The sequence below is a fragment of the Romboutsia sp. 1001285H_161024_C4 genome (assembly GCF_015550185.1).
GTDB classification, from domain to species: domain Bacteria; phylum Bacillota; class Clostridia; order Peptostreptococcales; family Peptostreptococcaceae; genus Romboutsia_C; species Romboutsia_C hominis.
Map to the genome: position 1 here is coordinate 416,889 of NZ_JADNAJ010000002.1, position 23,595 is coordinate 440,483.

The 23,595-nt window shown below is 29.1% G+C and carries 24 protein-coding genes; 22 read left to right on the plus strand and 2 right to left on the minus strand.

Annotated elements, in window-relative coordinates; genetic code table 11:
• Window positions 1-16: 16 nt before the first annotated feature.
• The 14 genes from I1959_RS15765 to rpsO all read left to right on the plus strand — a co-directional run bounded on the left by I1959_RS15765 (window position 17) and on the right by rpsO (window position 11,950).
• Entirely contained in the window at window positions 17-1,936 is a 1,920-nt protein-coding gene (locus tag I1959_RS15765; protein WP_195237359.1) for a tyrosine-type recombinase/integrase, read from the plus strand.
• Complete coding sequence (locus tag I1959_RS05550) at window positions 1,897-2,463, plus strand: hypothetical protein (protein WP_195237361.1); 567 nt, start codon at window positions 1,897-1,899, stop codon at window positions 2,461-2,463. The genes I1959_RS15765 and I1959_RS05550 overlap by 40 nt, the downstream gene beginning before the upstream one ends.
• A 138-nt stretch (window positions 2,464-2,601) precedes the next feature.
• On the plus strand, window positions 2,602-2,898 hold the full coding sequence (locus tag I1959_RS05555) for a hypothetical protein (RefSeq protein ID WP_195237362.1): 297 nt from the start codon (window positions 2,602-2,604) through the stop codon (window positions 2,896-2,898).
• 394 nt (window positions 2,899-3,292) lie between these two features.
• Complete coding sequence (locus tag I1959_RS05560; protein WP_195237364.1) at window positions 3,293-3,862, plus strand: 4Fe-4S binding protein; 570 nt, start codon at window positions 3,293-3,295, stop codon at window positions 3,860-3,862.
• A gap of 160 nt (window positions 3,863-4,022) precedes the next feature.
• The gene (gene rimP, locus I1959_RS05565; RefSeq protein WP_195237366.1) at window positions 4,023-4,484 is read left to right on the plus strand and encodes a ribosome maturation factor RimP; all 462 of its coding nucleotides are present in this window, start codon (window positions 4,023-4,025) and stop codon (window positions 4,482-4,484) included.
• 25 nt (window positions 4,485-4,509) lie between these two features.
• Entirely contained in the window at window positions 4,510-5,583 is a 1,074-nt protein-coding gene (gene nusA, locus I1959_RS05570; protein WP_195237368.1) for a transcription termination factor NusA, read from the plus strand.
• Window positions 5,584-5,600: 17 nt separating this feature from the next.
• Window positions 5,601-5,876, plus strand: a complete 276-nt coding sequence (gene rnpM, locus I1959_RS05575) for an RNase P modulator RnpM (RefSeq protein WP_092924758.1) — start codon at window positions 5,601-5,603, stop codon at window positions 5,874-5,876.
• Window positions 5,866-6,183, plus strand: a complete 318-nt coding sequence (locus I1959_RS05580) for a L7Ae/L30e/S12e/Gadd45 family ribosomal protein (RefSeq protein ID WP_166505775.1) — start codon at window positions 5,866-5,868, stop codon at window positions 6,181-6,183. Before rnpM ends, I1959_RS05580 begins: the two co-directional genes overlap by 11 nt.
• Before the next feature lie 14 nt (window positions 6,184-6,197).
• Window positions 6,198-8,138: a translation initiation factor IF-2 gene (gene infB / locus I1959_RS05585; protein WP_195237369.1), complete on the plus strand. Its 1,941-nt coding sequence runs from the start codon at window positions 6,198-6,200 to the stop codon at window positions 8,136-8,138.
• A 220-nt stretch (window positions 8,139-8,358) separates the two neighbouring features.
• Window positions 8,359-8,745 carry a 30S ribosome-binding factor RbfA gene (gene rbfA / locus I1959_RS05590; protein ID WP_092924764.1) on the plus strand — a complete coding sequence of 129 codons (387 nt, stop codon included), beginning with the start codon at window positions 8,359-8,361 and terminating at the stop codon, window positions 8,743-8,745.
• A complete protein-coding gene (locus I1959_RS05595) occupies window positions 8,735-9,709 on the plus strand; it encodes a DHH family phosphoesterase (RefSeq protein WP_195237371.1) in 975 nt (324 codons plus the stop codon). Before rbfA ends, I1959_RS05595 begins: the two co-directional genes overlap by 11 nt.
• Window positions 9,710-9,721: 12 nt before the next feature.
• On the plus strand, window positions 9,722-10,630 hold the full coding sequence (gene truB / locus I1959_RS05600; protein WP_195237373.1) for a tRNA pseudouridine(55) synthase TruB: 909 nt from the start codon (window positions 9,722-9,724) through the stop codon (window positions 10,628-10,630).
• 36 nt (window positions 10,631-10,666) lie between these two features.
• Window positions 10,667-11,611, plus strand: coding sequence for a bifunctional riboflavin kinase/FAD synthetase (locus tag I1959_RS05605; RefSeq protein ID WP_195237374.1), 945 nt, complete (start codon window positions 10,667-10,669; stop codon window positions 11,609-11,611).
• 84 nt (window positions 11,612-11,695) lie between these two features.
• Window positions 11,696-11,950, plus strand: a complete 255-nt coding sequence (rpsO, locus tag I1959_RS05610) for a 30S ribosomal protein S15 (RefSeq protein WP_092924772.1) — start codon at window positions 11,696-11,698, stop codon at window positions 11,948-11,950.
• A 176-nt stretch (window positions 11,951-12,126) separates the two neighbouring features.
• Here the strand turns inward: rpsO and I1959_RS05615 are convergent, their stop codons facing one another.
• Window positions 12,127-12,498 (minus strand): NifB/NifX family molybdenum-iron cluster-binding protein, encoded by a 372-nt coding sequence (locus tag I1959_RS05615; protein WP_166505770.1) that lies wholly within the window; start codon window positions 12,496-12,498, stop codon window positions 12,127-12,129.
• 2 nt (window positions 12,499-12,500) lie between these two features.
• The gene (locus I1959_RS05620) at window positions 12,501-12,866 is read right to left on the minus strand and encodes an ArsR/SmtB family transcription factor (protein WP_166505769.1); all 366 of its coding nucleotides are present in this window, start codon (window positions 12,864-12,866) and stop codon (window positions 12,501-12,503) included.
• Window positions 12,867-13,053: 187 nt separating this feature from the next.
• On the opposite strand from I1959_RS05620, the gene I1959_RS05625 reads away from it, so the two are divergent.
• From I1959_RS05625 to I1959_RS05660, 8 genes are all read left to right on the plus strand, one after another.
• Window positions 13,054-13,794 (plus strand): tyrosine-protein phosphatase, encoded by a 741-nt coding sequence (locus tag I1959_RS05625; RefSeq protein WP_195237375.1) that lies wholly within the window; start codon window positions 13,054-13,056, stop codon window positions 13,792-13,794.
• Window positions 13,795-14,048: 254 nt separating this feature from the next.
• Complete coding sequence (gene pnp, locus I1959_RS05630; RefSeq protein ID WP_195237376.1) at window positions 14,049-16,154, plus strand: polyribonucleotide nucleotidyltransferase; 2,106 nt, start codon at window positions 14,049-14,051, stop codon at window positions 16,152-16,154.
• Between the two features lie 174 nt (window positions 16,155-16,328).
• On the plus strand, window positions 16,329-17,060 hold the full coding sequence (locus I1959_RS05635; protein ID WP_207733534.1) for a polysaccharide deacetylase family protein: 732 nt from the start codon (window positions 16,329-16,331) through the stop codon (window positions 17,058-17,060).
• Window positions 17,061-17,254: 194 nt separating this feature from the next.
• A complete protein-coding gene (locus I1959_RS05640; RefSeq protein ID WP_195237377.1) occupies window positions 17,255-18,496 on the plus strand; it encodes a M16 family metallopeptidase in 1,242 nt (413 codons plus the stop codon).
• Between the two features lie 170 nt (window positions 18,497-18,666).
• Window positions 18,667-18,912: a YlmC/YmxH family sporulation protein gene (locus I1959_RS05645; RefSeq protein ID WP_092924784.1), complete on the plus strand. Its 246-nt coding sequence runs from the start codon at window positions 18,667-18,669 to the stop codon at window positions 18,910-18,912.
• Between the two features lie 9 nt (window positions 18,913-18,921).
• A complete protein-coding gene (gene dapG, locus I1959_RS05650) occupies window positions 18,922-20,136 on the plus strand; it encodes an aspartate kinase (protein WP_195237378.1) in 1,215 nt (404 codons plus the stop codon).
• 159 nt (window positions 20,137-20,295) lie between these two features.
• Window positions 20,296-21,084, plus strand: a complete 789-nt coding sequence (locus tag I1959_RS05655; protein ID WP_176579613.1) for a ClpP family protease — start codon at window positions 20,296-20,298, stop codon at window positions 21,082-21,084.
• Window positions 21,085-21,201: 117 nt separating this feature from the next.
• The gene (locus I1959_RS05660) at window positions 21,202-23,595 is read left to right on the plus strand and encodes a DNA translocase FtsK (protein WP_330615167.1); all 2,394 of its coding nucleotides are present in this window, start codon (window positions 21,202-21,204) and stop codon (window positions 23,593-23,595) included.

The following is a 23,595-nucleotide window of genomic DNA, read 5'->3' on the forward strand; positions in this document are numbered from 1 at the left end:
ATAGGAGGTGATATTTGTGAAAGTTACAGCCAATCAATTAGTTAATTTTGTAGAATACACAGATGAAAAATTCATACCAAAGGAAATTGATAATGTTAGTGAATTTTTAAGAATTTGTAGAGATATCAAGGTTTTAAATAAAATCCCTTTAAAAAAATTAGATGTAACCTTTTCAGATGATGATTGGGATTTATCTCCTTTAACAAAAAATGATATTGAAGCAAAACAAACAGATACCTTTAAATTCGCTGATATTTCAAATAACTTTAAAGATGAATTGAAGTTTTATGTCTATTGGATGATAACACAAAAGAAGAAAAATAATAAAATAAACACTATACACACTGGATTTAAATGTGTAAGACAATTTTTAAGATATTTAGATAGTAAATACATCGTATCCTTAGATGCTATAGATTTAGGAATGATATCAGAATATATTAAATATTTAAAATTTGATAAAGATAATGGATACAATAGTATTCAGGCACATGTAAGAAATATACGAAAATTTATATCATTTTATAACTTTAATATGACTAATACTGATATGTCTAGTATATTAAAACAATTAGATAAAACATCAAGTAAATTATTAAGTTTAACCATAGATTGCGTAGAGGAAAATAAGTTTAACAATATACCTGATGAATACTTTGACAAACTTCTTAGGACGCTTATAGGTTTAATGAGAGATGAAAATTTAGATAGCAAAACAAGAGGCTACGCCGCTCTCATAATCTTAATGAGTCAAACTGGACTGAGAATAAGTCAGATGATGTCTTTAAAAGTGAATGCATTATCTAAAACTCATATTTCACATTTAGATAATGCCTCTTATTTTTTAGAATATACAATAGTAAAAAAAGATGTGTATGAATCAGGTTTTACAGTTATAAACCAATTAGGATATGAGGCTTACACTGTTTTAGAAGAAGTATTCAAAAACAATCGTAAAAAATTTAAAACAGATTATCTTTTCTGCCCTCCATATACAAGGAATGTACCTGTATGTACTAGTACTTTTGGTAGAAATATGTTAAGTCTAATTATTAAAGTTGGATATGATATAGGAGCGGTTAATACAAATGATGATTATCCAGAATTAAATACTATAAGTATCGGGGAATTTAAAGAAAAATATCGTATTTCTAAAGAAATATATAGTAGTTACTCTGATGATGATGTAATCTCATACCCTACAAGTCACCAATTTAGAGTTCATCTTTGTACTTTCCTTTACCATAAAAGTGTACCTTTAGCATTTATACAAAAGTATATGAACCATCTAACTGAAGAAATGACCGATTACTATGTAAGAGGCAAAGACTCATCTAAACAGGATAGTGAGTTTGCTGACAAAATGCTAGAAGTTATGATAGGAGAAGAAACAAAACCTCTCGGTTCTGGTAGTGATGACCTTATGTTTAAAATAAATCAATTTATTGAGAATGGTAAATTTAATGTGGTTGAAGACTTAGATAAGATTATTTCTATTTTAAAAGGTAAGATACCTATTAGACAAAAAACTGGTGGGATGTGTATTAAATCTGCCTCAGGCAGAGAATGTACTGTAGATGGGCAATCAGATGCAATCTACTGTGCATATGGAATTTGCCCTAACCATTTTCACCTATATATAATGGCTGACATCACTTATAATGAGTGTAAAAATCTAATAGGGATTATAGAGTACAATAAAGCCGAAGGCTATCTTAGACAGGCAAATAAGGAGTTAAATAAGTTACAATCTGCAATCAATAAGTCTTTAAAACCAGAAATAGAACAACTTGAAGACACAATTGCTAAAAAAGGTGTGGATTGGGTAAAAGAAAAACATGAAAATCTTATACCTATTATAGATAAACTAGATGAAATCAAGAAGGAGATGGATAAATGGATAAACCAGGAGCCGTTAACATTGAAGAACAACTAAAATCAATTTGTACTGAGTTGGGAATAGATTATGATAATCTTAAACCTAAGACCCAAAATCATCTTTTAAACATAGAAACGGCTATTACAAACCGAGAATCAAAGTATATCGAATTATTACACGAACTTAAAGAAAATAAAGTTACACTTAGCTCTGTTTCAGATGATACTAAAATAAGTAGACAGACATTATACAATAATAAGGAATTAAAGGCTTATATAAACTTTAGAACACTCCAAATCGATGAACTTAACCCTTATCACCGAATAGATGAATTAAAGGAGAAAATAAATAAACTTAATGAAAAATTAGAACTTATGATTAATAGAGATATCGATACTGAGATTTTAAGAAATGAAAATGAATTTTTATTAGAGCAAATCAAAAATAGAGATAATACTATCAATAGAATGAATGAACAAAATATGGAGATGGAACGTAAAATTATAGAATTAAGAAAAGGTACAGTTAATTCAAACTCAAATAAAAGCATCTCTAAATCAAAGGTAGTAACCTTACCTAAATAACCTAAATTATAAAATAAATTAATACACATATTTGTTGATATTTATACGCAAATATGTGTATTAATGCGATAAATAGATATAGGTGAAAATGATAAACAAATATGTTGATTAACAAAAGATAAGAAAAGAGGAATGAATGTGAAACCTAATGTATCTGAAAAACTTTCAAAAACCGATGGGTTAACAACTTATAATTATAAAATAATACTATATTTAGATGCTGTTAAAGAGGCCACTCAATCTAAAATGGCAGAAGAACTACTTCCAGCAAGATGTGAAAAAGCACGTAAACAAACGATTAATAGAGCATGCAAAGAATTAGAGTCGATGAATATAATAAGAATCAAACGTAAAGAAGGAAGGAATATCATTTGGGAATTAAACCCTAATCCTGATGTGCAAATTCAAGGTCAAACTAAAATAGAAGGTCTATAAAAAAAAGAATCATTGCTAACATAAGCGTAGCTTTGGTTCTTTTTCATGTCAACTTTTTTATGCATTATTTATATATCTATCCATTTATATAAATCTACTTTGTCTAATATTACTCCTATATTTTTTATTTCAACTATGTCTAATTTTATTACTTATATCTTGTATATTTTTATCTGTTCATTTATTCATACTTATTTTAACTATGTCTAATTATTACTATCTATTATTACTTAACTTCTGTTATTTTACTACTATTATCTATTCTTATTTTAAGTACACTAAATAATAATAGATATACTATATTTATATATATTATTTACATACTCAAAAGTTATAATAATAAAGCATGTCCTGCATCTGTTATAGAAATAAAAAGCATGGAGGAATGTATATAATGAAAAAGAAAACTTGGAAAGAGTATATGTGGATATTAAGTGCTCTATATTTATTCCTAGGGTTATTTAATATATTATTTGCATGGCTAGGATTACAATGCTTTACAATACCTTTAGTTATGGCAATATTAGGAAAAGGCAAAGCATACTGCAATACTTACTGTGGGAGAGGTCAACTATTAAATTTAATGGGAAATAAAATGAAACTATCAAAATACAATGATATTCCTAAGTTTCTAAAAAGTAAGTGGTTTAGATATGGATTTTTAATATTTTTTATGACAATGTTTATAAATATGTTGTTTATGACATACTTAGTATTTAACCAAACTAATAGCCTAAAAGAAGTTATAACAATACTTTGGACATTCAAAATGCCATGGAAAGTAGCTAATGTAAGTATGGTAAGCCCCTGGGTAGCACAATTTGCTTTTGGATTTTATAGTATGATGATTACATCTACATTACTAGGTGTAATTACAATGCTTTTATATAAGCCTCGTTCTTGGTGTGTTTATTGTCCAATGGGAACAATGACTCATATAATATCAAAGGCTAAATATAAATAAAATGGCTTAGAAACATAGTAATTTCAAAAAATTTGCAATTAAACCTTATATATGTTATTATAGTATATAAAATAATACATTTTGCAAACACTAAGAGTGAGACCAGAAGTTCTCACTCTTTTGTTTTAAATAAACTGACAACTGAATAGGAGGGAAAAATATGAAAAAGAGTATAGAAGCTACTATAGAAGAATTAGTATCAGAAATAACTGAACCACTTAATTTTGAAATAGTAGATGTAGAATATGTAAAAGAAGCTGGCGAGTATTACTTAAGAGTATACCTAGATAAAGAAGGCGGAATATCATTAAATGATTGTGAAGCTGTAAGTAGACAATTAAGCGAAGTTTTAGACGTTAAAGATCCTATAAAAGATAACTACTTCTTAGAAGTATCTTCACCAGGACTTGATAGACCGCTTAAAAAAGATAAAGACTTTGTAAGATACGCTGGAAGAGACGTTGAGATAAAATTATACAAACCACTAAATGGCTCAAAGCAATTTGAAGGTACATTAGTTGGATTAACAGATGAAAATACTATAAAAGTTATAATAAATGATGAAGAAGTTGAATTTAATAGAAAGGAAGTAGCTCTTGTAAGACTTGCAATAAAGTTTTAATAAGATAGCTTAGGGTAAAAATAAAATGAACCACGAATTTATAGAAGCATTAGATGAGTTAGAAAAAGACAGAGGAATAGATAAAGAAATACTTATAGACACTATAGAACAAGCTCTTTTAACAGCATACAAGAAAAACTTTGGTTCTGCTCAAAACGTAAGAGTTGAGTTTGATAGAGAAAGAGGAGACGTTAAAGTATTCTCTCAAAGAGTAGTAGTTGATGAATCAGATTTATACGATACATTCTTAGAAATAGAATTAGCAGACGCTAGAGAAATAAGTCCAAACTACGAATTAGGAGATATAATAGAAAATGAAGTAACTCCTATGGACTTTGGAAGAATAGCTGCTCAAACTGCTAAGCAAGTAGTTGTTCAAAGAATAAGAGAAGCAGAAAGAGAAATAGTATACAATGAATTTATGGATAAAGAAAATGAAATAGTTACAGGAGAAGTAGCTAGAGTAAACAAAAACATAGTTCATGTTAATCTTGGAAGAATAGAAGCAATAATGACTCCACAAGATCAAATACCTGGTGAAACATACAGAGCTGGTCAAAAAATAAAGGTATACATATTAGAGGTAAAGAAAACTAATAAAGGACCTCAAATAGTAGTATCAAGAAGTCATCCAGGATTAGTTAAGAGATTATTTGAATTTGAAGTTCCAGAAATATTTGAAGGTATAGTTCAAGTTAAATCTATATCAAGAGAAGCTGGTTCTAGAACTAAGATGGCAGTTAAGTCAATAGATGAAAAGATAGATCCAATCGGAGCTTGTGTAGGACCAAAAGGTTCAAGAGTTAAAAACATAGTTGATGAATTAGGTGACGAAAAGATAGATATAATAAAATACAGTGATGATCCAGCTGAATTTATATGTGCAGCACTTAGCCCATCAAAAGTTGTTAAGGTTGATATAAATGAAGAAGAAAAATCTGCTTTAGTAGTAGTACCTGATTACCAATTATCACTTGCAATAGGTAAAGAAGGACAAAATGCTAGACTTGCAGCTAAGCTTACTAACTGGAAAATAGATATAAAAAGTGAATCTCAAGCAGGGTTAGAGCCTCAAGAAACTAACATAGACGCTGAGTAATAAAGGAGGGGTACTCTTTGCAAAAACAAAAAAAGGTTCCTCAAAGAAAATGTATAGCATGTCAAGAAAGAGATGCAAAAAAAGGGCTAATAAGAATAGTTAAGACTAAGGAAGGTCAAATATTTTTAGACCCAACAGGAAAGGCAAACGGTAGAGGTGCATATATATGTAAGGATGTAGAATGTCTAAAAAAAGCTATAAAAAGTAAAGCTTTAAATAGAGCATTCAAAATGGAAGTTCCATCTGATGTATATGACAATCTACTTAAGGAGCTAGAAAGTTATGAAGACTAGTGAAGCAAAAATATATTCATTTTTAGGCCTTGCCACAAGAGCAGGGAAGATAGTGTCTGGAGAATCTACTTTAGCTGACCTTAAAAAAGGGAAGGTAAATCTAGTTATATTAGCAGATGACGCATCTGATAATACTAAAAAATTATATAAAGATAAATCATCATATAGAAGTATACCGTATGTATACTTCTCAACAAAGTTACAGCTAGGGCTAGCTATAGGAAAAGCTCCTAGAGCAGTCATAGGTATAAAGGACAAAAACTTTGCTGATAAAATCAGTGAGTTGATGGAAACACAAAAAATATAATAGGGGGTGGTCTTGTGTCAACAAGAGTATACCAAATCGCAGAAGAATTGAAAGTATCAAATGAAGAAATGATACAAAAGTTAAAAGAATTAGATATAGATGTAGAAAACGAAAATTCTGAAATAGCAGAAGATGAATTAGAGTTAGTTATAGACATATTAAAAGAAGAAATAGCAGCGGCTAAAGGAAATATATTAAAAATAGAAGGAAAATTAACTGTTCAAGAATTAGCTAATGCCCTTGATAAGTCAGCTTCAGAAATAATAATGAAGCTTATGAAAATGGGAACTATGGCTACAATAAACCAAGAATTAAACTTCGAAATAGCTTCACTTGTTGCTAAGGACTACGGATTTGAATTAGTAGTTGGAGGAGCAGATGAAGAAGAAGTTGAAGCGATAGATGCTTTAATGGAAATAGAAGAAGATAAAGAAGAAGACTTAAAGCCTAGACCTCCAGTTGTTACAGTTATGGGACACGTTGACCACGGTAAAACATCTTTACTTGATGCAATAAGATCAACAAACGTAACTTCAAGAGAAGCAGGTGGAATAACTCAACATATAGGTGCTTCTGAAGTAATGGTAAATGGACAAAAGATAGTATTTTTAGATACTCCAGGACATGAAGCCTTCACAGCAATGAGAGCTAGAGGAGCACAAGTAACTGATATAGCAATATTAGTTGTTGCAGCAGATGACGGTATAATGCCTCAAACTGTTGAAGCTATAAACCATGCTAAAGCTGCTGAAGTACCATTAATAGTAGCTATAAACAAAATAGATAAACCAGCAGCTAACCCTGATAGAGTTAAGCAAGAATTAGCTGATCAAGGATTATTAGTTGAAGACTGGGGTGGAGATGTTATAGCAGTTCCAGTTTCAGCACTTAAAGGTGAAGGAATAGATACTTTACTTGAAATGATATTATTAGTTGCAGAAGTTGAAGAATTCAAAGCTAACCCTGATAAAAGAGCTGTTGGTACTGTTGTAGAAGCAGAGCTTGATAAGGGAAGAGGACCAGTTGCTACTGTACTTGTTCAAGGTGGAACACTTAAAGTTGGAGACCCAATAGTATGTGGTACTGCAAGTGGTAAAGTAAGAGCAATGATAAACTCTAAAGGAAAAAGAGTTAAAACTGCTGGACCATCTACTGCTGTAGAAATATTAGGTTTATCAGAAGTTCCACAAGGTGGAGATCAATTTGTTGCTGTAGCTACTGAAAAGATAGCAAGAAGTGTAGCTGAAAAGAGAGCTCAAATGGCTAGAGAAGAAATGTTAAAATCTAACCAAAGAATGTCTCTTGATGATTTCTTCAGTCACATGAATGATGCTGATGTAAAAGAATTAAACATAGTTGTTAAAGCTGATGTTCAAGGTTCAGTTCAAGCTGTTAAGCAATCACTTGAAAAATTATCTACTGAAGAAGTAGCAGTTAGAGTTATACATGGTGGTGTTGGTGCTGTAACTGAGTCAGATGTTATGCTTGCTGCTGCATCTAATGCTATAATAATAGGATTTAACGTAAGACCTGGAGCTACTGCTGAAACTATAGCTAAAAAAGAATCTGTTGATATAAGATGTTACACAATAATATACAAAGCTATAGAAGATGTTCAAGCTGCAATGCTTGGAATGCTTGATCCAGAACTTAAAGATGAAGATACTGGTAAAGCTGAAGTTAGAGAAACATTCAAATTATCAGGTGTTGGAACAATAGCTGGATGTTATGTAACAAGTGGTAAGATATTTAGAGGTTCTAAGGTAAGAATAGTAAGAGATGGTATAGTAATCCATGATGGACAATTAGCAGCTCTTAAGAGATTCAAAGATGATGTTAAAGAAGTTAACCACGGATACGAATGTGGATTAAGCTTTGTTAACTACAACGATGTAAAAATCGGAGATATAATAGAAGCTTATATAACTAAAGAAGTAGAAAGAAAAAGTTTATAATAAGTTTTAGATAAATAGACAATAATAACAAAAAGATATTTTAAGTCATATAATAATATATTACAAAAACTTTTAAGGTTTAAAACTATGTAATATGTTGTAAATAATTATGGCTAATAAATTAATAGATAAAATCAAAGCACATTAAAGAAATTATATTTACTGCAAATATAATTTCTAATGTGCTATTCTAAAATAGAAGTAAAAGAGGTCGATATTTATGGCATCATATAGCAGAACAAAAAGAATAGCAGAAGAAATAAAAAAAGTTATAAGTACAATGCTTATAAGTGGAATAAAAGATCCTAGAATAAACTCTATGGTAAGTGTAACTGATGTTGAAGTTACAAGTGACTTAAGTTATGCATACGTATATATAAGTATACTAGGTGGAGATGAAGAATCTACATTAACAGGACTAAGAAGTGCAGTAAACTACATTAGAAGAGAAGTAAGTAGAAATGTTAAATTAAGACATACTCCTCAAATAATATTCAAAGTTGACGATTCTATAAAAAATGGAATGTATATGGATACATTAATAAAGAAAGTCAATGAAGGAAAAACTGCAAATGAAATAGACGAGGAAATGTTTGATGAAGAGTAATCTAGACAATATAATAGATTATATAAATGGAAGTGACAATTTTGTTGTCACTTCTCACATTAGTCCTGATGGTGATAATATAGGTTCAACTCTAGGAATGTATTATAGCTTAAAAAAGCTAGGTAAAAACGTTTACTATGTTTTAGATGATAATGCACCTAGAAATTTAGAATTTTTAGTTGAAGATATAAAGATACTTAAATCTAATGAATTTAATGAAAGCAACTATTCATTAATAGCTCTTGATTGCGGAGATAAAAAAAGAATATGTTTAGAAGAAGAAATAATAAATAATGCTAATAAAGTTATATGTATAGATCATCATGCAAGTAATGATAATTATGGAGATTTTAATTACATAGATATAAATGCATCATCTACTTGTGAGTTAGTATACAATTTATTAGTAAGATATAGTGAAACTCAAAACATAGACTTAATAGATGAAAAAATAGCAACAGCCTTATATACAGGCCTTGCAACAGATACTGGAAACTTCTCATATTCAAACACTCATCCAAGTAGTTTTGAAATGGCAAAAGAACTACTTATAAAAGGTGCTAAAAGAGATATGATAATCCAAAAAGTGTTTCAAAGTAATCCATACAACTATTATAAGTTATTAGGAGAAGCTTTAAATACTTTAGATATAGTTAATGAAAAAGTCGCTAGTATATGTATAACAAAAGAAATGTTAAAAAATAACATAATAAGCTTCAATGATGTAGACGGAATAACATCTTATACTAGAGATATAGAAGGAGTAGAAGTTGGAATACTTCTTAAAGAGAAAAAAGAAAATGAAGTAAAAGTAAGCTTAAGATCTAAAAATTATGTAGATGTAAGCCTTATAGCGCAAAGCTTTAATGGTGGAGGGCACGTAAGAGCAGCAGGATGCACTATATATGATAGTGTTGAAAATGCAAAAAAACAGGTATTAGAAGCTGTATTAAAAACAATCTAAGGTGATAAAGACATGAACAAAATAGTAAACATAATAAAACCTACAGGAATGACATCTCATGATGTTGTTAGTGTAGTAAGAAGAACCTTAAATATAAAGAAAGTTGGACATACAGGTACCCTTGACCCAGATGCGGCAGGGGTATTACCTATATGTATAGGAAAAGCAACCAAAGTAAGTGAACTTATACTAAATAAAGATAAGAGCTATATTTGTGAATTAACTCTTGGTATAACAACAGACACTTACGATTCTTCAGGAGAGATAATAGATAGAGTTGATAACTTTAGCTACTCTAAAGAAGAAATAGAAAAAGCTTTTGAAACTCAAAGAGGACATATAGATCAGTTACCTCCAATGTATTCTGCACTTAAGGTAAATGGAAAAAGAATGTGCGATTTAGTTAGAAGCGGAAGAGCAGATGAAATAAAGCTAAAGACTAGACCAGTGCATATTAAAAAATTAGAAATACTTAGCATAAATGATAATAAGATAATGTTTTATGTAATGTGTTCAAAGGGAACTTATGTCAGAAGTATATGTTATGATATAGGACAAGTTCTAGGTTGTGGAGGTCATATGTCTTTCTTACTTAGAACATCTTCAGGTAAATTTAATCTAGAAAATGCTATAACTTTAGAACAATTACAAGAATACAAGGAAAATAACACTTTAGAAGAACATTTATATGACATAGACTACGTATTATCAAACTTTAACAGTCTATCTATACACCCTAATGCAAGAAAGTATTATGTAAATGGTGGAATAATAGATGAAAGAAGATTTACACAAAAAGATTTCAATGAAAATGATGAAATTGTAAGAGTTTACTGTGAAGGTGAATTTTTAGGTAGTGGTAAATTAATTAAAAAAGGTAGCGAAATAAGTGTAAAGAGTGATAAACTATTTATAGTATAAAACTAAAAAAATACTATAATTCAGTGGGGACTCATTATGGATATTATAAAATCTATAGATAAAATACAAAACATAAATAAAAGTGTAGTTACAATTGGTAACTTTGATGGTCTTCATAAAGGTCATCAAGTCTTAGTAAAAAAGGCAGTAGAATATGGATTTAAAAACAATATAAAAAGTGTAGTATTTACCTTTGACAACCATCCAGCAAATTATTTTATAAAAAACTCAATAAAAAATATTATAAGTAATAAAGAAAAAGAACAAAGAATAAAAGATATGGGTATAGATTTAATAATAAGTATACCTTTTGATGAATATATGACTAAAATATCTCCAAGAGAGTTTGTAAAAGACATCTTAATAGATAAGTTAGGCGTTAAGAAAATAATAGTTGGATATGATTTTACATTTGCAAAAAATAAAGAAGGAAATGTAAATTTATTAAAAGAACTATGTAGTGAGTATAACTTTGAACTAGAGATAGTAAATCCTATAAAAATAGATAATATAAGAGTTAGCAGTACTTATATAAGAAATCTTATAAAAGATGGACAAGTATCTAAAGTAAAAAAATATTTAGGACATAACTATGAAATAAAAGGAGAAGTTATACACGCTAAAAAACTTGGAAGAACTATAGGTTTTCCAACAGCTAATATTCAAGGCGATAAAAATATGATAATACCTAAAAATGGTATATATGCAACAAAAGTATATATTGATGGTAATACTTACTATGGCGCAACAAATATAGGCTTTAATCCTACTGTAAATGGGGATAAGCTATCAATAGAAACTAATATATTAGATTTTAATGAAGATATATATGGCAAGATTATAAAAGTTGAGTTTTTAGAAAGAATTAGAGATGAGCGTAAGTTTTCATCCTTAGAAGAACTAAAACAACAATTGAAAAAAGATACCAACTATGTAAGAGAAAACTATGTTTGCAATATTAGTGAATGTATGGTAAAATAGTTGGAGTAAACCATTACTCGGCATAGAATTACTCCAATTCGTGCTTAGTAATAGGCGATTTTTAAATATTATGGAGGTATTCAAATGAACAAATTAGAAATAATAAAAGAATTCGGAAGAAGTGAAGGAGATACTGGTTCTCCAGAAGTACAAATAGCTTTATTAACAGCTAGAATAAACGAATTAAACGACCACTTAAAAATCCACAAAAAAGATCACCACTCAAGAAGAGGTCTTTTAAAGATGGTTGGTAGAAGAAGAAACTTATTAGCTTACTTAAAAGACAGAGACTTAGAAGGATACAGAGCGTTAATAGCTAAGTTAGGATTAAGAAAATAATAATTTTTCTATATATAAAAAGTTATCTCGTAAGAGATAACTTTTTTGCATTTAAGAAAATTATTATACTTAAAAAACTGTGGTTAACTACTGTAGTTAAGAATTATATAAAAAGCCTCTTATTAAAGATTTAATAAGAGGCTTTTATATGTTGATAATTATGCAAAACTTATATTCTAATGATGGTTGCATCCATCATGAGAGCATGTGTGATTACTTGGGAATTCATTTAATTTGTTTTCATTGAATAAATCTATATTTTCTTTTAAAGTAGCTCCTAAAGCCTTATACACTTTTATTCCCATAGAATTTAATTTAACTATAGCACCTTGACCTATACCACCAACTATAACTGCATCTACAACATTTCCTGATAAAGCTTTTATAGGTTGGCATTTTCCATGTTCATGCCCTAAATCTCCATTATCTAAAGCAGACACTTCCTTAGTTTCTGAGTCGTAAACTAAAAACATTGGAGCTGAACCAAAGTGTCCAAATGGCTTACTTAAAAGACCTTCATTTACTTCTACTGGCATACAAATTTTCATAATTAAACATCCCTTCTTTTACAACATTTTTTTATAGATTTGCAGTTAGTACTGCAGTCTGTACTTATAAGATTAATGTTTGATAAATCTAATAAGTTTTCATTAATATTTCCTAGAGAATTAAAAAATGATATACATTCATTAAAAACATTTTCATTAATATGATAAAAAACGTAGTATCCTTCTTTATATCCTCTTATTATCTCAGCTTCCTTTAAAACCTTTATGTGCTGAGATACTGATGAATCAGTTATACCTAAGTACCTAGAGATTCCTTTTTGGCAAATATCTCTTTTTGAAACTAACAAAAGAACTTTAAGTCTTGTTTCATCACTTAGTGCCTTAAATACTTTAGCTAAATTATTCATGTTCACTCCTTTTAGTTAAGTGATTACTTAATTAGATTATAGTACTCTTAATTAAATATTTCAAGTATACTTAAAAATTTATATAAAATATATTTCTAAAATGTGATTTTTATAGAAAATTATACCTATGTTTTATTATAATTATTTAGGGTATGTATCAAATGTAAATGATAAGGAGGGATAAGTTTTGATAAACTTTAGAGACATTGGAGGATGTAAGTCGTCAGATGGAAGAACTGTAAAAAAAGGATTATTTTTCAGATCTGGAAATTTAGCTAATTTAAGTAGTGATGATATACAGACATTAAGAGATTTAAACATAAAGTTAGTATTTGATTATAGAAGCGAAGAAGAAAGTAAAGAAAATCCAACAGAAGAAATAGAAAATATAGAGTACATAAGAGTATCTGCTATGAATATGGATGATATGAGCGCGGCTAAGTTTGGATCTGTCAAAGAAATGTTATTAAATATGTTTGAAAATGAAAATGCTTTTAATATGTTAAAAGAAAGATATTATGATTTACCAGTAAATAACAAATCATATAAAAGATTAGTTGAACTTATTAGAGATGAAAATAACCTACCAATTTTAACTCACTGTACAGCAGGAAAAGATAGAACTGGAGTAGGATGTGCTATAATTTTAATGATATTAGGTGTAAGTAGAGAAGATATAATAAAAGATTATTTAAAAAGCAATCAATCAGCACAAGATGCCATAGAAGAGATAATGAAAGTACAACCTGAGTTAAAAAATGTTCCTGAGGAAAAATTAAAATATTTATTTGGTGTAAATGAAGATTATATAAACGAAGCATTTAGAAGAATAGATGAAGATTATAAAATTACAGAAGAATATTTATACAATGAATTTGGATTAACAGTAGAAGATCTAAAAGAATTAAGAGATAGATATTTATATTAATATAAAGAGTCTGTATTTGACTTAAAGTATTTTAAGTTAAACACAGACTTTTTATTTAAAAAGAATATATTAATTGATTAAAACATATATGACTAAATTTATATCAATAAGTAAATAATAAATTAATAATAGGTTATTTAAACAAAGCTATCCCAAATATAGTAAATTACTTTTATGTTGTTAATTTATACTATTTTTGATAATATAATACATAGGATGATAAACGTGTTTTTTAAAGAGGAGGCAAGCAATTAATGTTTGAACATAAAATATTTAAAATGGATTTAGCAGGGAGAGAACTTTCTGTTGAAATAGGAAAAATAGCAGAACTTGCTAGTGGTAGTGCTATACTTAGATACGGAGATACGATGGTAATGGTTAACGTATCTAAGTCTTCTGCACCAAGAGATGGAATAGATTTCTTCCCACTAAGTGTAGATTATGAAGAAAAGTTATACTCAGTAGGTAAAATACCAGGAGGATTCTTAAAAAGAGAAGGAAAGCCGTCGGAAAAAGCTATACTTACATCAAGACTTATAGATAGACCTATAAGACCTTTATTCCCTAAAGGATTTAGAAATGATGTACAAGTAGTTGCAACAGTTTTATCAGTAGACCAAGACTGTACTCCTGACATAGTAGCAATGATAGGTTCTTCAGTAGCATTATCTATATCTGATATACCATTTAATGGACCAACAGGTTCTGTTTTAATAGGACTTGTTGACGGGGCGTTTGTTGTTAACCCAACAGCAGAGGAAAGAGAAAAGAGTTCTATGCACCTTGTAGTATCAGGAACTAAAGATGCTATAATGATGGTTGAAGCAGGGGCTGAAGAAATACCAGATGAAATAATGCTTGAAGCTATATTATTTGCTCATGAAGAAATCAAAAAGATAGTTGAATTTATAGAACAAATAGTAGCTGAAGTTGGAAAAGAAAAAATGGAAGTTGTACTTCATCAAGTAGATGAAGATATAGAAAAAGCTGTTCGTGAATTTGCAAGCGAAAAAATGGCTAAAGCTATAAAAACATTTGAAAAGTTAGAAAGAATGGAAAAGATGGATGCTGTTAAAGCTGAAACTTTTGAACATTTTGCAGAAATAGCTGAAGAATTTGAACAAGACATAGAAGAAACTCTTCATGCTATAATAAAAGAAGAAGTTAGAAAATTAATAGTACATGAAAATGTAAGACCAGATAACAGAAAGCTAGATGAAATAAGACCTATATGGTGTGATAATGGATTTATACCAAGAACTCATGGTTCTGGATTATTTACAAGAGGTCAAACTCAAGTAATGTCTATAGCTACACTTGGAGCTTTAGGAGATGTTCAAATACTTGACGGACTTGATGAAGAAGAAAGTAAAAGATATATGCATCACTACAACTTCCCAGCATACAGTGTTGGTGAAGCTAGACCATCAAGAGGTCCAGGGAGAAGAGAAATAGGTCACGGAGCTTTAGCTGAAAGAGCTTTACTTCCAGTATTACCATCTAAAGAAGAATTCCCATATGCAATAAGAGTTGTATCTGAGGTACTTAGCTCAAATGGTTCAACTTCTCAAGGTAGTGTTTGTGGTTCAACATTATCACTACTTGACGCTGGTGTTCCTATAAAAGATATGGTAGCAGGAATTGCAATGGGTCTTATAAAGCATGACAATAAAGTAGCAGTACTTTCAGATATACAAGGTATGGAAGACCACTTAGGAGATATGGACTTTAAAGTTGCAGGTACTGAAAAAGGTATAACAGCTATACAAATGGATATAAAAATAGCTGGTATAGATGAGCAAGTACTAAGAGATGCATTAACTCAAGCTAAAGCTGGTAGAATACACATACTTAATGAAATGAGAAAGACAATAAGTGAGCCAAAACCTGAATTATCTAAGTATGCACCTAAGATAGTAACAATGAATATAAACCCAGATAAGATAAGAGACGTTATAGGACCTGGTGGAAAGGTTATAACTAAGATAATAGATGAAACTGGAGTTAAAATAGATATAGAACAAACAGGAGAAGTATTCATAGCAGGAATAGATGCTGATATGATAAAACTTGCTCAAAAGCTTATAAATGATATAGTTGCTGAAGCTGAAGTTGGAAAAACTTATACTGGTAAAGTAACTAGAATAATGAACTTTGGAGCATTTGTTGAAATACTTCCAGGAAAAGAAGGATTACTTCATATATCTCATATAGCACACGAAAGAGTAGCTAAAGTTGAAGATGTACTAAACATAGGAGATGAAGTAGAAGTTAAAGTAACTGAAATAGATGAAAAAGGAAGAGTAAACTTATCTAGAAAAGTACTTTTACCAAAGCCTGAGAAAAAAGAAGAAAAATAATATATTAATACAAAAAGACTGTAGAACTAATTTTCTACAGTCTTTTAGTTTGATTAAAAGTAATATACAATACAAAAATAATCTCAAAGAAATAGAGTCATAAATATTAATACAACCTAATAAAATATATAAGAAGTTGTACATAATTAAGGCTTGATTAGGGGGAAAACTATTATGATGATAGTAATCAATAAGAAAAAATTAAAAAAAGTCATTATAGGATTAATAGCAGTTATATTAATTGTAATTTCTGGGTTATACTTTATGAAAATAGAGACAAAACCAACCTTAAACTTAGATGTAGCAAATCAGCCATACTACCAAGGAACAAAAGTTAAAAGTGGATACGTTGCATTAACTTGCAACGTAGACCTAGGATGGGAAAGTGAATATGTAGAGGGAATACTAGAGGCACTAAAAAAAGAAGATGTAAAAATAACCTTTAATGTAACTGGTAGATGGGCAGAAAACAATGAAGAATTACTTCTAAAAATTAAGGAAGAAGGACATGAAATAGGAAACCATGGACATAAACATTTAGACTATGCAAATTTATCTTATGAAGAAAATTTAGAGCAAATAAAAACATCTAAGAAAATAATAGAAGATATAATACAGGAGGAAACTAAATTTTTTCAAGCCCCATCAGGTTCATTTGGGGACAACACTGTAAAAGCAGCAAAAGAAATGGGATATACATCTATAAAATGGGACATAGACACAATAGACTGGAAAAATAGAGAAGAGCCAGATGTTATAATTGAAAGAATTAAGAAAAAAGACATAGTAGATAATAGTATAGTTTTAATGCATCCAACAAATGCAACAGTCCAATGTATAGATGATATTATAAATATAATTAGGGACAAAGGGTTAAAACCAGGGAAGTTAAGTGATATATTTTAGGATAGTAATAGTTGAATAAATAAAAATAGTAACTTATAATTTAATACATGTAGTTTAATAAAAGCTACTAATATTTAGATTTTTTATATTAGGGTATAGATATTTACTACATAGCTCATGTAAAGCACTAAGTAAAAATAAAAACTTTATAAATATATTAAATTATAAAAATGACATTATAAATGGAGGGAAGTATGTATAAAACACACATATTAGATAATGGACTAACAATAATAGGGGAAGAGATACCTTATTTAAAGTCTATTGCACTAGGGGTATGGATAAATGCAGGTTCAAGAATAGAGGATGAGAAAATAAGTGGTATATCTCACTTTATAGAACATATGCTATTTAAAGGCACTAAAAATAGAACTTCAAAAGATATTGCAAATGAGATAGATAATTTAGGTGGACAAATAAATGCTTTTACAAGCAAAGAATGTACATGTTATTACGTTAAATTATTAGATTCTCATATAAATAAAGGAATAGACATATTAAGTGATATGATGTTAAATCCTCTATTTAATCAAACTGATATAGATAAAGAAAGATTAGTAATACTTGAAGAATTAAAGATGTATGAAGATTCTCCAGAAGATTTAGCTTATGACTTATTAAGTGAAGGAATATATAAAGGAGATTCTTTAGGATATAACATAATAGGAACAGAAAAATCTCTTTTTGATATAAATAAAAAAGAAATAGAAGAGTATTTTAATAGTTATTATGTACCTAATAATTCAGTAATATCTATATGTGGAAACTTTAATTTTGAAGAAATAGTAAAAGAAATAGAAGATAAGTTTAAATCATGGAATAAAAAAGAAGTAGATATAAACTTTACTAAGGCAGACTTTAAAAATACTTATATAACAAAAAATAAAGATACTGAACAAGTTAATCTAGCAATTGGTTTAGAAGCTATAGCATCTGAAGAAACAGAAGAAGCCTATGCATTAGCTATAATAAACACTATATTTGGAGGAAGTATTAGTTCTAGGCTATTCCAAAAGATAAGAGAAGAAGAGGGATTAGTTTATTCAATATATTCATCTCAAAGTTTATATAGACAATGTGGAGAGTTGGGAATATTTGCTAGTATGAGTAACGAAAATCTAGAAGAAGTATATAATTTAGTTATAGAGGAAATAAAAGATCTTAAAAACAATTACCTAAGTGATGAAGAGATAAGATTAACTAAAGAACAATTAAAGGGAAGTTATATGCTAGGTCTAGAAAGTACAAGTAGCAGAATGATGGCAATAGGTAAGGCAATGCTACTAAATAAAAAGGTAAGAAATAGTGATGAAATATTAAAATCTATAGATAATATAGATAGAGAAACTATAAAAAAGGTAATAGATAAAGTATTTAATTTAGATAAAATAGGAGTATGTATAGTTGGTAGAGATGTAGAAAACATAAAGCTATAATACTTTAAACAATAAAATAAACGAATGAAGAATATCTCAAAGTTGATTAAAATTAATATAAAAATTAAGGTAAATATAATCATATAAAAGTGAACTAATATTTAACTTACTTTTATATTACAAAATGCTTTGAGATATTTTACTATAAAAGAAAAAATGGGGGGATAAACATGAATTTATCTGAAATAGCAGGTAAAGAAATAGTAAATCTAGTTACAGGAGAAAGATTAGGTGTAATTGGAGAGTGTGACATGATAATAGATGAAACTACAGGAGAGATACTAGCATTATTAATACCAAGGGAAAAAGGATTCTTTGGTATTAGAAAGGATAAATCAGTACTTGAAGTACCTTGGAGAAATGTTAGAAAAATAGGAAATGATATGATAATAATTGAATATGACGGAATATACTAGGGGGGCATTATGGAAATCTTAGTTCAAAAATTTGGTGGTACATCAGTTGGATCTTACGAAAAAATGAATGAGGTATGCAAAATAATAAAAGCATATAAAGAAACTTATAAGGATTTAAAGCTAGTTATAGTAGTATCAGCTATGGGAAGAAAGGGTTCACCATATGCAACAGATACATTAATTTCTTTATTAAGTGAAATAAACGATCAACCAAACAAAAGAGAACTAGATATGATAATGAGCTGTGGCGAAATAATATCAGGAACTGTACTTACAAATATGTTACAGGTTAGAAATATAAAGTCTACTTTCTTGACAGGATATCAAGCTGGAATAATAACAACTAATAATTTTTCAGATGCAAAAATATTAGATATAAATACAGAAAGAATATTAAAAGAGTTAAATGATAACAATGTAGTAGTAATAGCTGGATTCCAAGGTAAAACAGAAGATGGAGAAATAACAACACTAGGAAGAGGGGGTAGTGATACATCAGCTGTTGCAATAGGAAAAGCATTAAACTGTTCTAGGGTTGAGATATATACAGATGTAGATGGAATAATGACAGCAGACCCAAGAATAGAACCTGATGCTAAGGTATTAGATTGTATAGATTATGAAGAAGTATTTCAAATGGCAGAAAAAGGAGCTAAAGTTATACACCCAAGAGCAGTATCTCTTGCAAGGAGTGCAAATATAACACTTTCAATAAAAAATACATTAAATCCAGAGTTTGCAGGAACTAGAATATGTACAGAGTGCCAAAGGGAATATATGGAGTATGAAGTAAAAAATAGCCTAATGACAGCTGTAGCTCACAAGGATAAAGTAGCACAAGTTAAAATAAAAGCAAGTGAAGATGACTTTACAAATATATTAAATGATATAGAAAAAGAAAACATAAGTATAGATATGATAAACTTTTTTATAGAAGAAAAAGCATTTGTAGTAGAAGAAGAGTATATAGAGCAACTTGAAAATATACTTAAAAAATCAAACATAGAATATTCCATAAGAAAAAATTGCGCAAAAGTAACTTTAATAGGTGCTAAGATAAATGGCATACCAGGAGTTATGTCAAGATTAGTAAAAGCTTTATCAAAAGAAAATATACCATTACTTCAAACATCTGATTCTAGTATGACAATATCTTGTTTAGTAGATAGTAATGATATATCAAAGTCAGTGCATGCAATTCATAATGAATTTCACTTAAACTAATCAAGTAAAAATACCTAATATACAATAAAAAATGACTAAATACAAAAATTATATTAAAATTAATAAATGTAATACTTTAAAACTAAATGCTTAAAGAATTTTTTGCATATATTTGGACAAAATAACATGAAAGCAGAGTTTGAGAGGAGTATTACATACATGAGATATTATGAAGATAACATTAACTACAATAATCATATAGAATTTAGCCGTGATAGAGGTAGAGAAAAAAGTACATTACAAATAAAAAATGAAAATGAAGAAAATCCAGTAAATGAAACTAAAGATATACAAAATATAAAACAAATGGGTGTGCCTGATATGCCACCACAGCCTAAAAAAGATATACAATGTATAACTATAATAGGAGAGATAGAAGGTCACTACGTAGGAAATCCTCAAAAAAAATCAACTAAATATGAACATATAATACCAATGCTTTATTCAGTAGAAGAAAATGCAGATACTAAAGGCATACTTGTCATATTAAATACAGTAGGAGGAGATGTAGAAGCAGGTCTTGCTATAGCAGAACTTTTAAATAGCATTTCTAAAAAAGTAGTAACATTAGTACTTGGAGGAAGTCATAGTATAGGAGTTCCTCTTGCAACTGCAGGAGACTATTCATTTATAGCACCAACTGCTACCATGATAGTTCATCCTATAAGAACTAACGGACTTGTAATAGGAGTAAATGAAACTTTTGAATACTTTAAAAAAATGCAAGAAAGAATAAGTAATTTCATAACTAGAACTTCTAATATAGATAGAGATGAATTAGACAGGATAATGCACTCAAAAGACGAACTTGTAAATGACGTTGGAAGTGTATTAATAGGAAAAGAAGCTGTAGATGTTGGGCTTATAAATGAAGTTGGAGGATTAAAAGAAGCATTAAGTAAGTTAAAAGAACTTATAAAAGAAGATGAAAAGAATCAAGATAAATAAAAATTGTTATAAATATATGTTGTATGATATAATTAAATGATAAAATAAAAGTGTTAGTGTTAAGGCATTAACACTTTTTGCTATGATATACTTAAAGTAAGATAAGAGGTGAGATGAGTGGCTAAAAAGAAAAAAAGCAAGAAAAAAGAAAAGAAATTAAGCTTTAATCAGGAATATCATAATTTGGTAACTATATTTATAGGTATATTTTTATTATATAGTTTAAATTCAAGTTCAATGGGATTTATAGGATCTATGATGCAATCTTTATTTAAAGGATTATTTGGTTCTCTTTCTGTAATAATACCATTTATAGTAATTATTATAGGGATACTTGGATTCTTTGAAGGCAACGAATATATATATAGATTAAAAAATACTAAAACATACTATGTAGTAATATTATTTATGTTTATATTCTATGGATTATTAAATGCAAAAAGTTTGCCTGTAGATTCTCCTTTAAGCTCAGACATGATTAAAGGCGTTATGGATATGGGGGTAAGTGGAGAAGGAAGTGGACTTGTATCTACCACTATAACTTACTATATCGTTAAAATGTTTGGATTAACTGGTGGATGGATGATAAGTATATTTGCACTTGTAATGACTATATTATTTATCTTTAACATATCAGTTAAAGATTTAATATTAAACATAAAAGCAAAATCATCAAGTGCTAAAAATGGAAACCTAAACTTAAAAGAAAAAGTATCTAATATGAAAAAATCAGCAATAGATATGATGACAGAAGAAGTAGATGAAGAAACTATGGTTGATAAAAAAGGTCTATTTAAAGGCTTTATGTCTAAAAACTCTAAAGAAGAGGAAGAATATGTAATAGACCAAGACGAAGATGATATAGGAGATAAAACTATAAAAATAGTTGGGTTTAATAAGGCAGAAGATGAATACCTAGAAATATTAGAAGGTACTCAAAATATGCCAGAATTAGATACAATAAAGGAATTACAAAGCTTTAAAACAGGAGTTGTAGAAGATGTAAAGGAACAACCTATAAAAACATCTAAAACATTCAATTCCGATATGGAGAAAACTCAAGATATAAATGTAGCTTCAAATATGAGTTATGAAAACTATAAAATGCCAAGCTTTAACCTTTTAAACAAAATAGATAAAAAAAGTGATGACGGAGGAAGAAAAAAAGTACTTAAAAATGCATCTCTTTTAGAAAAGACTTTATCTGATTTTGGAGTTGAAGCAAAGGTTAATCAAGTTACAGTAGGACCTACTATAACTAGATATGAAATACAGCCAAGCCCAGGAGTTAAGGTTAGTAAAATAGTAAATCTAACAGATGATATAGCACTAAGCTTAGCTGCTAAAAGTATAAGAATGGAAGCTCCAATACCAGGTAAAAGTGCAATAGGTATAGAAGTGCCAAATGAAAATGCACAAATGGTAGGAATTCGTGAAGTATTAGAAAGTGAAGAATTTAGAAACTTTGAATCTCCACTTGCTATGGCACTAGGTAAAGATATAGCAGGAAAAACTGTAATAGCAGATATAGGAAAAATGCCTCATATGTTAATAGCAGGATCAACAGGTTCAGGAAAAAGTGTATGTGTAAATACACTAATAAGTAGTATACTTTATAAAGCAAAGCCTGATGAAGTAAAGTTATTACTTATAGACCCTAAAGTAGTTGAACTTGCAAACTATAATGGGATACCACACCTACTTATACCAGTAGTTACAGATCCTAAAAAAGCTGCTAATGCACTTAACTGGGCAGTAACAGAAATGAATAGAAGATACAAGTTATTTGCAGGAGCACAAGTAAAAGATATAACAAGTTACAATCAAAAGGCAGAAGAAAAACTCCCTAAGATAGTAATAATAATAGACGAACTTGCAGACTTAATGATGGTAAGTTCAAATGATGTTGAAGATTATATATGTAGATTAGCACAGATGGCAAGAGCAGCTGGAATGCACTTAATAGTAGCAACACAAAGACCATCTGTTGACGTTATAACAGGAGTTATAAAAGCTAACATACCATCTAGAATAGCATTTGCTGTTTCATCACAAACAGACTCAAGAACAATTCTTGATATGGGTGGAGCTGAAAAACTATTAGGTAAAGGTGATATGTTATTCTATCCATTAGGAGCAGCAAAACCTGTTAGACTTCAAGGTGCGTTTATATCAGAAGGTGAATCTGAAAGAGTTATAGACTTTGTAAAATCACAAGTTAGTGGCAATGAAATAAAGTATGAAGAAGATATAATGGAGACTATATCAAAAGCTAATATAGCAAAATCAAGTGATGAAGATGAGCTATTAAGTGAAGCTATAGAATTTATAGTTGAAAGTGGCCAAGGGTCATCATCTATGTTACAAAGAAAGTTTAAAATAGGATTTAATAGAGCAGCAAGACTTATAGATTCTATGGAAGAAAGAGGTATAGTTGGACCAAGTGAAGGAAGCAAACCAAGAAAAGTATTAATAAGCAAACAAGACTTACAAAATTTAGAAGGTGAGTAA